7 protein-coding genes are annotated in these 11,671 nt (G+C 61.4%); 5 read left to right on the forward strand and 2 right to left on the reverse strand.

Features of this window, described 5'->3' with window-relative positions; all coding sequences use genetic code 11:
* Nucleotides 1–26: 26 nt before the first annotated feature.
* Nucleotides 27–1,619: a selenium-dependent molybdenum cofactor biosynthesis protein YqeB gene (yqeB, locus tag BN1135_RS13190; protein WP_042021789.1), complete on the reverse strand. Its 1,593-nt coding sequence runs from the start codon at nucleotides 1,617–1,619 to the stop codon at nucleotides 27–29.
* Between the two features lie 27 nt (nucleotides 1,620–1,646).
* Nucleotides 1,647–2,495 carry a selenium cofactor biosynthesis protein YqeC gene (yqeC, locus tag BN1135_RS13195; protein ID WP_042021791.1) on the reverse strand — a complete coding sequence of 283 codons (849 nt, stop codon included), beginning with the start codon at nucleotides 2,493–2,495 and terminating at the stop codon, nucleotides 1,647–1,649.
* Nucleotide 2,496: 1 nt separating this feature from the next.
* On the opposite strand from yqeC, the gene mocA reads away from it, so the two are divergent.
* The 5 genes from mocA to BN1135_RS13220 all read left to right on the forward strand — a co-directional run bounded on the left by mocA (nucleotide 2,497) and on the right by BN1135_RS13220 (nucleotide 11,668).
* Nucleotides 2,497–3,144, forward strand: a complete 648-nt coding sequence (gene mocA / locus BN1135_RS13200) for a molybdenum cofactor cytidylyltransferase (protein WP_223290138.1) — start codon at nucleotides 2,497–2,499, stop codon at nucleotides 3,142–3,144.
* A gap of 320 nt (nucleotides 3,145–3,464) precedes the next feature.
* Complete coding sequence (gene ygfK / locus BN1135_RS13205) at nucleotides 3,465–6,575, forward strand: putative selenate reductase subunit YgfK (RefSeq protein WP_042021795.1); 3,111 nt, start codon at nucleotides 3,465–3,467, stop codon at nucleotides 6,573–6,575.
* Nucleotides 6,576–6,605: 30 nt separating this feature from the next.
* Nucleotides 6,606–7,934 carry a putative aminohydrolase SsnA gene (gene ssnA / locus BN1135_RS13210; protein ID WP_042021796.1) on the forward strand — a complete coding sequence of 443 codons (1,329 nt, stop codon included), beginning with the start codon at nucleotides 6,606–6,608 and terminating at the stop codon, nucleotides 7,932–7,934.
* An 81-nt stretch (nucleotides 7,935–8,015) separates the two neighbouring features.
* Complete coding sequence (ygfM, locus tag BN1135_RS13215) at nucleotides 8,016–8,792, forward strand: molybdopterin-dependent oxidoreductase FAD-binding subunit (RefSeq protein WP_042021798.1); 777 nt, start codon at nucleotides 8,016–8,018, stop codon at nucleotides 8,790–8,792.
* Entirely contained in the window at nucleotides 8,789–11,668 is a 2,880-nt protein-coding gene (locus BN1135_RS13220) for a molybdopterin-dependent oxidoreductase Mo/Fe-S-binding subunit (RefSeq protein WP_213391083.1), read from the forward strand. The genes ygfM and BN1135_RS13220 overlap by 4 nt, the downstream gene beginning before the upstream one ends.
* Nucleotides 11,669–11,671: the final 3 nt, after the last annotated feature.

Here is an 11,671-nt window from a genome sequence, read left to right on the forward strand (position 1 = left end):
AAACGCGAAGCTAGTTTTGCTTCCCCTTATCTGCGCTTGGCCAGGTGCATCATGGCTTCCAGCACTGCGCCGCCGATGGCACGGGCCTTGTCAGAGACGGTGGTGGCATCGGCGCGCTCGCCTCTGGGGTCGATATCGCCAATCTTGAAGCCGACTGGTACTTCGATGCCATCGCTCAGCAGCCCCCGCACCATGCCGGAGAGCGGCGCGATAATGGGGGCATCCCCCACATGGGCAATCACATCTCCTTCCTGCACCAGATCGCCGAGCTTGATCAGGCTCTTCATCACCCCGGGGGCGGGGGCACGCACCACCCGGCGGGCGGAGTGACCCTCGATCACCCCGGGAATGCCGGTATTGGGCTGGGCGGGGCCCTGATAGATGACCCGCCCCAGATGGTGGCCGCGGTTGGTTTCGATCACCGCATCACAGTCGCGTCCCGCCTCAAAACCCGGGCCCAAGGCCACCGTGATGGGGGCCATCTCCTTGTGGGTACCGAGGTTCTGCTTGGCCAAAATGGCATCCACCAGATAGCGGGGCTTGAGCTCGGAGAGGGTGGCGCAGTCGGGGTCAACCAGCAGCGGAATGATGCCCCGATCCAGCTGCTCGAACGCCTGCTCGACGCTCTCGACCCGCTTGGCGCGCACCCCTTCGACACTGGTTTCGCCGTCAAACATCCCTTGCGCGAAGGCGACGGTGCGGCGGATCACCGTGGGTTTGTCGAGATCCAGCATCACCACCTTGAAGCCCGCATTGTGCAGCCGCAACGCGACGCCGGTGGCGATATCGCCGGAGCCGCGCATTACCACCAGTTGATCCCGCTTGAGGCGCACATCGTCCTGCATCAGGCCGCCTGCCTTGCCGTTTTTCACTTGCAGCAGTTCGGCGAGGATGCTGATGGCGATCTCCTCGGGCGTCTCGGCACCGATGTTGTAGCCGATGGGGGCGTGCAAGCGCTGCAACTGCTCCAGACTCACCCCTTGCTGGCGCAGGGCCTGGGTGAAGGTCTGTACCTTGCGCTTGCTGGCGAGCAGCCCCAGATAGGCGAGGGGACGGTTTATCAGCCGCTCCAGCGCCTCCTTGTCCTGATGGTTGGTGGCGATGATGACAAAGTTGGCAGGTTCGATGGCCAGTGCCTCGATTACCGCGCTGATGGTGTCGGCCTGTTTGAGATGGGTGCCGGCGGGGAAGTGATCGGGGTTGAGGCTCCCTTCAAAGCAGTCGCCGACATGGATATCAAAACCGAGCGGTGCCGCAGCATGGGCCAGCGCCCGGTTGACGTGACCGGCGCCGATCAATACCAGACGGGGGCGCAGGCCGTAGACATCGATATAGACCGACATGGCGCCGCCACAATCCGACCCCACCGCATGTTCGCCGTTGCGGGCCATCCGGCCATGGAAGATGCGCGGCTTGCGCTCACCAATGGCGGCCACCGCCTCTTCGATCACCAGCCGTTCAATCATGCCGCCGCCGATGGTGCCGAGGATCTGGCCATCGGCCATCACCAGCATCTGGGCCTGATGGCGGGGGGTGGAGCCGCGGCTCTCGATGATCTGGGCAATGGCAAACGGGGTGTTCTCCTGTTCCAGTCGGGCTGCGTGTGAAAACAGATTCATAAGGTACCTCTTCTTATCCTTAAATCATCATGGGCGAGGCGGCTGTGCCTCATCCTGAGCGAAGTAGCCGAGTGCGTGGCGAATGGGCTGTGGCTCGCGAACCGCTCCCTGCCAGATGGCGTGGAGCTCGGGGTGCCGGGCCAGCAGGTTTATCAAGGGCGGTAGCCATGACGGCTCATTTTGATAATCGCCATTGATAAACCAGATCCGGCGCGCCCTGGCCGGGGTGCCCTTGAACACCCCCTGAGGGTGGGAGAGCAGCTTGTGAAACAGTGCCCAGTCGAGCGGGTCACCGGCCTCTATCCCGCACAGGGCCTGGAATTCGGCCCAGCGGTGGATCTGCTGCGGGTCGGCCTTGGCCCCCACCATGGCGCCGCCCGTCAGGGCGATCACCCAATCACTGCTCTGGGGAATGCAAGGTTCGTGCAAAGCGGGCACTTTCAATAACTTGTGATTGGCGCCATCCGCTTCGACCAGGATGAGATCGAAGCGTTGCTGCCCCTTGATGAGATCAATCTGCTGGGGTGTGGGGCCCGCCACCTTGCCGCTGGCCTGATCGATATGGCTGAACAGGGCGACCAGGGTCGGCTCATCGGGCAGTTGCTGACAGCGGGTCAGCTGGCGGACGGGATCGGCTTCCAGGATCAATTCCCGATAGTGTGACGGGGCAGGCAGAAACATCCGGGTGGTGGTGGTAATTAGCACCCTTTTACCCTGTTTATAAAAATATTCCGCCAGCCAGAACAGGGTGCTGGTTTTTCCACCGGCCCCGCAGAGGCTAATTAAGGTGGTATGGCTATCAATATTTTTGGTGAGCGGGTTTAATAGCGAATCTATATCTGGAAATGCGACAGCAACAGCGTGTGGGTGCGACATGATGACGACCAAAATAAATATCGAAGGGAGTGGAAAACAACGTTGCCAGGAACAAGTGCAGTGTGACTGTATAATAACGGCGGCGGGTTTATCTTCCCGAATGGGTACCTGGAAAATGATGCTACCTTATTGCCAGGGGACAATGCTTGATGCAAGTCTCAAAAATGCCCTGGCCTTTTGTCAGCGGGTTATTCTGGTGGTGGGCCATCGTGGCGAGGAGCTTCAACAACGCTACCTTGAGCGGCCGGATATTGTTGTCGTCCACAATCCCGACTATCGGCAGGGGCTGGGCAGCTCCATCCGCTCTGCCCTGGCGGCCAGTGACGCTGACTACCTCTTTATCAGCCACGGGGATCTCCCCTGTATCCCGCGCGATGTCTATCAACAGCTCTGGCTGGCTCGGGGCTGTGAGTCACTCTTTCCCACCTGGCAGGGGGAGGCGGGCCATCCGGTGTTGCTGCCCAAATCCCTTGCCCGCGAGCTGGCAGCGGCCCCGGTGCAGCCGTCGGTACGGCGCTGGTTGCAAGGGCATCCCCACCGTATGGTGCCAGTCGACAGCCCCGCCATCCTGTTTGATGTGGATACCCCGGAGCGCTATCAGGCGCTGCTGGGCGGTGCGCTGGAAAATGAGAACGAGCGCGCGAAATAACCCTGTTTTAAAAAGATAACGGGGAGATAAATGGCGTATCAAAGTGATATTTCTCGCACTTGATCTGATAGGGCGAGTTCTTTTTAGTCAGCTCATTCAGTAAATTTCAGAGTGATTGATAACTACTCGCAACACCCATAATGGTGGCATCGCAAAATATCCTCATTAATTGGAGCTGTCTCACGCTTTCACCCTAAAAAATAGTTTTGTAGCTGGTGTGGCCTGATAGTTGCTCCTCTCCTTGCCAAGGGGTAAAGCCCGTGCGGGATACCCCATTTATTCATGCTGCCAATGGGCAGAACAGCTGCAAGGAGATTGCCATGGGCGATATTATGCGACCCGTTCCGTTCAAGAACCTTCTGACCCGTATTTTCGCGGAATATAAAGAGAGTCAGAGCATTTTCGGTATTCCCGCCGCGCAATTCTATCGCAAGCAGGACGAGCGCAAGATCAATGTGTTCGGTGAAACCTGCGAAACCCCCATCGGTCCGGCGGCTGGCCCCCATACCCAGCTGGCCCAGAATATCGTCACCTCCTGGCTGACCGGCGGGCGCTTTATCGAGCTCAAGACGGTGCAGATCCTGGACCGTCTCGAACTGGCAAAGCCCTGTATCGACGCTGAAGATGAGTGCTTCAACACCGAGTGGTCCACCGAGTTCACCCTGCCCAAGGCGTTCGACGAGTATCTGAAGGCCTGGTTTGCCCTCTATCTGCTGGAGGAGGTGTTTGACCCGCGCCTTGAAGGGGAGGCCAAGTCCTTCATTTTCAACATGAGCGTGGGTTACAACCTCGATGGCATCAAACAGCCGGCGATGCAGCAGTTCATCCACAGCTTGAAGGATGCCAGCACCAGCCCGAAATTTGCCGAGTACCAGCAAGCGCTGCGCGAACTGGTGGCCGACGAGCAGTTTATCGCCGAGCTGGGACTGGGTGCCCGCCGCGATCGCCTGCAACAGCTGGTGGATCGTATCCCGGCCAATCTGGTGCACGGCGTCACCCTCTCTACCATGCACGGCTGCCCGCCCAACGAGATCGAGGCCATCTGCCGCTACATGCTGGAAGAGAAGGGGCTCAACACCTTCGTCAAACTGAATCCGACCCTGCTGGGCTACCCGCGGGTGCGCGAGATCCTCGACACCTGTGGCTTTGATTACATCGGTCTGAGCGAAGAGTCGTTCGATCACGACCTCAAGCTGGATCAGGCCAAGGCGATGCTGACCCGCCTGATGGCGCTGGGGGCCGAGAAGGGGCTCACCTTCGGGGTCAAGCTGACCAACACCCTCGGGACTATCAACCGCAAGGGGGCGCTGCCGGGTGATGAGATGTATATGTCCGGCCGCGCACTGTTCCCGCTCTCCATCAACGTGGCCGCCGTGCTGTCCCGCGCCTTCGATGGCAAGCTGCCCATCTCCTACTCGGGTGGTGCCAGCAAGTTCAACATCGCGGAGATCTTCGAGACCGGTATTCGTCCCATCACCATGGCCACCGACCTGCTGAAACCGGGTGGTTACCTGCGCCAGATCGAGTGCCTCAAAGAGATCGACGCTTCCGATAGTTGGGGCATGAGTCAGGTGGATGTGGCGAAGCTGGAGGCGCTGGCCGCCAAGGCCCTCACCATGGATTACACCCAGAAGGAGTGGAAGTCCGACGATCGTATCGAAGTGGGTGGCGGTCTGCCGATGACCGACTGCTACGTGGCGCCCTGTGTCACCGCCTGCGCCGTGCATCAGGATATCCCCGAGTACATTCGTCTGATGGGCGAGGGGGAGTATGTGGCAGCCCTTGAGCTGATTTATCAGCGCAACGCCCTGCCCGCCATCACCGGCCATATCTGCGATCACCAGTGCCAGTACAACTGCACCCGTCTCGACTACGACAGCCCGCTCAATATCCGCGAGCTAAAAAAAGTAGCGCTGGAGCGCGGCTGGGAAGGGTACAAGGCGCGCTGGCACAAACCGGCAGGCAGCGGTGACAAGCACCCGGTTGCGGTTATTGGTGCAGGCCCGGCCGGTCTCTCCGCCGGTTACTTCCTGGCCCGTGCCGGTCACCCGGTCACCGTGTTCGAGCGCGAAGCGGATGCCGGTGGCGTGGTCAAACACATCATCCCCGAGTTCCGCATCCCGGCCGAGCTTATCCAGCACGACATCGACTTTGTCGCCGCTCACGGGGTCAAGTTCGAGTTTGGTTGCGATCCGGCGCTCACCGTCGACAAGCTGCACGCCCAGGGCTTTACCTATGTCTTCGTCGGCATCGGCGCCGACAAGAATGGCGGCATGCGTCTCGAAGGGGGTCATGATCGGGTCTACAAGTCTTTTAACTTCCTGCGCAGCTTCAATCAGGGCAAACCGCTGCCGCTGGGCCGCCATGTGGCGGTGATCGGAGCCGGTAACACCGCCATGGACTGTGCCCGCGCCGCTCTCAAGGTGCCGGGTGTCAGCGATGTGACCGTGATCTACCGCCGCAGCGAGAAAGAGATGCCCGCCTATCGCGAGGAGTATCTGGAAGCGGTGGAGGATGGAGTACGTTTCTGCTTCCTCACCAATCCGGAGCGCTTTGAGAAAGATGGCAAGCTTGTCGTGCGGATGATGGCGCTGGGGGATCCTGACGAGCAGGGCCGCCGCCGTCCGGTGCCCACCGAGCAGACCGAAGTGATGCAGATGGATGCGCTGATCACCGCCATCGGCGAGCAGCCTGATTGCGAAGTATTGAAAGCGATGGGCATTCCCCTTGGCAGCGATGGCTGGCCGGACGTGGATAGCCAGACTGGCGAAACCAGCCGTCGCAACGTCTTCCTGATCGGTGACGTGCAGAGCGGCCCGTCCTCCATCGTCGGTGCCATCGGCGGTGCCCGCCGCGCCGCGGATCTGGTGCTCTCCCGCGAGCATATCGCTGGCAGTCAGGCCGAGGTCTCAATCCAGCCGTCGGGCAAGGATGAGATCTACCGCCGCAAGGGGAGCATCGCCGTCACCATGGTTGACAAGAGCGAGCGGGAGGCCTTCGTGGCGCAAGAGGCGCACCGCTGCCTCGAGTGCAACTACCTCTGCAGCAAGTGCGTGGATGTCTGCCCCAACCGGGCCAACGTTGCCATCGCGGTGCCGGGCTTCAAGGACCAGTTCCAGACCTTGCACCTGGATGCCTACTGCAACGAGTGCGGCAACTGCGCCCAGTTCTGCCCGTGGCAGGGCAAGCCCTATCAGGACAAGGTCACCATCTTCAGCCTGCCCGAGGACTTCGACAACAGCCGCAACCCCGGTTTCTATCTGGCGGAAGGCGGGGAACTGCGGATCCGTCAGGGGGGCGAGACCTACCGTCTCACTATCGATGCGCAGAGCCGGATCAAGGATGCCCCCGAGGCGCTCGCAGACATGTGCCGCATCATCAGCCATGTCCACGCCCATCACCACTACCTGCTGGGGGCCGTCGAGGTCTGAGCGAATAACGAATAAGCGAAGGAGCAAACCATGTTTATTCTGAAAAACGTCACCGCCGTCCAGCTGGAGCCGACCCGGGTACTGGAAGGGGTGGATATCGCCATCGAAGGCACGCTTATCAAAGCGGTAGGGCCCAATCTGCGGGCCCTCTACCCGGAGGCCAACTATCGGGAGATGGGGGGCAAGCTGGTGATGCCGGGCATCGTCTGTGCCCACAACCACTTCTACTCCGGCCTGTCGCGGGGGATCATGGCCAACATCGCCCCCTGCCCGGACTTTATCTCTACCCTGAAAAACCTCTGGTGGCGGCTCGATCGGGCGCTCGATGAGGAGTCCCTCTACTACAGCGGCCTCATCTGCTCGCTGGAGGCGATCAAGAGCGGCTGTAGCGCGGTGATCGACCACCAGGCCTCGCCCAACTTCATCAAGGGCTCGCTGAATGTGCTGCGCAAAGGGTTTATGGAGGCGGGTCTGCGCGGCATGACCTGCTTCGAGACCACGGATCGCAACGGTGGTCTGGCCGAGCTGCAGGCCGGGGTGGAGGAGAACATCCTGTTCGCACAACAGATCGATGCGGCCAAGGCCAAGGGGAGTGAACCTTATCTGGTGGAGGCCCATATCGGCGCCCACGCCCCCTTCACCGTGCCCGACGAGGGGCTGGCCATGCTGCGCGAAGCGGTGCAGGTGACCGGTCGTGGTCTGCATATCCATGTGGCGGAAGACCGCTACGACATGGCTCACGGCCACCACCACTATGGCAAGGAGCCCATCGCCCGGTTGGACGAGTTTGGCCTTATCGACAGCAAGAGCCTGATCGCCCACGGCATCTTCCTGAGCCCGGCCGACATCGAGCTGCTCAACAGCCGCGATGCCTTCCTGGTGCACAACGCCCGCTCCAACATGAACAACCACGTGGGCTACAACATGCACCTGCCGGAGTATCGCAATCTGGCGCTCGGGACCGACGGCATCGGCTCCGACATGCTCGAAGAGTTCAAGTTCGCCTACTTCAAGCACAAGGATGCCGGTGGTGCCCTGTGGCCCGACAGCTTTGCCCGCTTCCTCTGGAACGGCAACACCCTGCTGGAGCGCAACTTCGGCGCCAAATTTGGCCGCCTGGAGCCAGGCTACAAGGCCGACCTCACCATTTGCGACTACGACGCACCGACCCCGCTGGCGCCGCGCAACCTCGGCGGCCATCTCGCCTTCGGCATGGGATCTGCCTGCGTCAACAGCGTGATGGTGGAGGGGCGCATGGTCTATCAGGACCGCGAGTTCCCGTTCGATGTCGCGCCCATTTATGAGCAGGCCCGCAAGGTGGCGAGCCGCCTGTGGCAACGGATGGATCAGCTGGCCTAAGGCCACCTTCCGCAGTTTTTGGACCGGATTGCCCGCCCAGTGGATTCACCCGGCGGCGGGCAGCAAGAGTAAGGACGACACATGATTGAGCAATTCTTCCGACCCGAGCAACTGGGTCAGGCTTTGGAACTCAAGGCCAGCTTCGGCAACGACGCCGTCTACATGGGGGGCGGCAGCAAGCTTAACGCCGCCCCGACTCGCACCGACAAGAAGGTCGTTATCTCACTGGACAAGCTGGGGCTTGACCAGATTGAGCAGCAGCACGGCCAGCTCCATATCGGCGCCACCGTCACCCTGCAGACCCTGAAAGAGGATCCCCGTACCCCGGCCGCCCTGTGCGAGGCGCTGGGGTTTGTCTACTCCCGCCATCTGCGCAATCAGGCCACCATTGGCGGCGAAATTGCCTGCCAACAGCAGGACTCCCCGCTGTTGCCGGTACTGCTGGTGCTTGAAGCCGTGGTGGTGCTGGAGAACAACCTGCTGCAACCCATCGACGCCTATCTGGCGGGTCAGCGCAATGCCCTGGTGCTGGGGATTGTGCTGCCGGAACCTGAACTGCGCTGCGCCACCCGCCGCATCAGCCGCAATGCCGACGGGCTGGCGGTGATGATCGCCGCCGTGGCCCTCGACAGCATTGGCGAGATGCGGGTGGCCGTCGCTGGCGTCACCCCGCAGCCGATGCGTTTGCGGGATCTGGAGCGCCGCTCCTTGCACGATGCCGCGCTGGAGGCCGCCGTGAGCGAGCTGATCTCGCCCCGTGAGGATCTGGCGGGCAGCATAAGTTACAAGCGGTATATCACCGGTGTAGTGGTAGCGGATCTGCTGGTGGACTGCCAGCAGCAGGAGGTGCAAGCATGATGGAACTCAACTTTACCCTGAACGGTGCTCTGCGTACCGTCATCTGCAAGGCCGGTGATAACGCTCAAATGGTGCTGTTCAACCAGTGCCGGATGCACTCGGTGCGCAACAGCGACGACGGCTTCGGTTTCGCTGGCTCCGACGCCATTCTCTTCAACGGCAAGGTGATCAACGCTTCCCTGTTGATCGCCGCCCAGCTGGATGGATCAGACGTGCGCACCGCCGAGTCGCTCGGTAGCTGGAACCAGCTCAGTCTGGTGCAGCAGGCGATGGTGGATGTGGGCGTGGTGCAGTCCGGTTACAACGATCCGGCCGCCGCGCTGATCGTCACCGACCTGCTTGATCGCCATCCCGAGCCCACCCGTGATCAAATCGACGATGCCCTCTCGGGTCTGTTTCACCGCGATGGCGGTTACCAGCAGTTCTATCAGGCCATCGAGCTTGCCTGCTCACGGATGAAGGATCCCGATTACCTGTGCCAGATCGCCCCGGAATTTCGCGACGATCTGCGCCATATCGGCAAGAGCTGCCCGAAAGTGGACGCCGCCAAGATGGTGCAGGCCAAACCCTGCTACGTGGAGGACAGGGTTACCGACGATGCGCTGATCATCAAGATGCTGCGCAGTCCCCATCCCCATGCGGTGATCACCAAACTCGACGTGAGCCGAGCCGAAGCGCTGCCGGGTGTGGTGCATGTCATTACCCATCTCAACTGCCCGGATGTGTTTTACACCCCGGGTGGCCAGAGTGCCCCCGAGCCGTCACCGCTCGATCGCCGCATGTTTAGCCGCAAGGTACGCCACGTTGGGGACAGGGTTGCCGCCGTGGTGGCTGAGAGCGAAGCAGTCGCGCTGGCTGCGCTGAAACTCATCGAGGTCGAGTATCAGGTGCTGCCTGCGGTCATGAATATCGACGAGGCGATGGCCCCCAATGCACCGCTGGTGCATGACGAGCCCATCATCTATATGGCCGGTGCGCCTGCGGATCTGGAGCAGCAGAACGCCTGCTCGGTGCGACGTGGCGACGAGCACATGATCATCAACTTCCCCATCGGTTCCCGCCCGCACGAGAACATCGCCGCCAGCGTCCATGGCCAGATTGGTGACGTGGTCAAAGGCTTTGCCGAGGCGGACGAGATTGTCGAGCGCACCTACGAGTCGACCCAGGCCCAGCAGTGCCCGACCGAGCCGCACATCTGTTTTACCTACATGGATGGGGATCGTCTGGTCATTCACGCCTCCACTCAGGTGCCGTGGCACGTGCGCCGTCAGGTGGCGCGCATCGTAGGCCTCAAGCAGCATCAGGTGCACGTGATCAAGGAGCGGGTTGGGGGCGGCTTTGGCTCCAAGCAGGATATCCTGCTGGAAGAGGTGTGCGCCTGGGCGACCAGGGTCACCGGCCGTCCGGTCACCTTCCGCTACACCCGTGAAGAGGAGTTCATCAGCAACACCTCCCGCCACGTGGCCAAGGTGAAGGTGAAAGTGGGGGCCAAGAAAGATGGCACCATCACCGCCATCGAGATGGATTTTCGCGCCAACACCGGCCCTTACGGCAACCACTCCCTGACGGTGCCAAGCAACGGCCCTGCGCTCTCCCTGCCGCTCTATCCGTGCGACAACGTGCGCTTTACCGTCAACACCTACTACAGCAACATCTGTCCAACTGGCGCCTATCAGGGTTACGGCGCGCCCAAGGGTAACTTCGCGCTGACCATGGCCATTGCCGAACTGGCCGAGAAACTGGGGATCGATCAGCTCGACATGGTGGAGCACAACCGGGTGCACGAAGGGGACATCCTCAAGGTGCTGGGGGCCATCGGCGAGGGCAAGATGCCTACTTCTGTGCCCCACGCCGCCAGTTGCGCCCTTGAGCCGATCCTCAAACAGGGACGGGAGCTTATCGCCTGGGATAGCCCCAAACTCGCCGACGGAGATTGGCGCATCGGTCGTGGTGTCGCCATCATCATGCAAAAATCGGGGATCCCGGACATCGATCAGGCCAACTGCATGGTCAAGCTGGAATCGGACGGCACCTTTATCGTCCACTCCGGTGGCGCCGATATCGGTACCGGCCTCGATACCGTGGTCGCCAAACTGACCGCCGAAGTGCTCGGTTGCCCGCTCAGCGATGTGCATGTGATCTCTGGCGACACCGACCACGCCCTGTTCGACAAGGGGGCCTACGCCTCGTCTGGTACCTGCTTCTCCGGTAATGCGGCCAAGATGGCGGCCGAGAACCTCAAGGCGAAGATCCTGTTCCACGGTGCCGCCATGCTGGGGGAACCGGTGGAGGATGTGGAGCTGGTTCACCCGGGCATAGTGCGCGGCAAGCTGGGGGAGGTCTCTCTTGCCAAGATTGCCCACAAGTCAGAGACCGGCACCGGTTTTGGCATTCTGGTGGGCACCGCCAGCTACATCACCTCGGAGCTCGCCTTTCCGTATGGGGCCAACTTCGCTGAGGTGGCGGTCAACGTCAGAACCGGCCAGATCCGCCTCGACAAGTTCTACGCCCTGCTCGACTGCGGCACCCCCATTAACCCCGAGCTGGCCCTCGGCCAGATCTACGGGGCGACCATGCGGGCCATCGGCCACACCATGACCGAGGAGATTTGCTACGACAGCAAGGGCATCCCGCTCACCCGGGATCTCAAGAGCTATGGCGCGCCCAAGATCGGTGATATTCCCCGCGACTTCCGGGCCTTCCTGGTACCGAGTGATGACAAGGTCGGCCCCTACGGCGCCAAGTCCATCTCGGAGATCGGGGTGAACGGCGCGGCACCCGCCATCGCCACCGCCATCCACGACGCCTGCGGTGTCTGGCTGCGCAAGTGGCACTTCACGCCGGAGCAGATCCTGCGCGAACTGGGCAAGCTGTAGTCA

The sequence above is a fragment of the Aeromonas sobria genome (genome assembly GCF_000820145.1).
GTDB lineage: Bacteria > Pseudomonadota > Gammaproteobacteria > Enterobacterales > Aeromonadaceae > Aeromonas > Aeromonas sobria.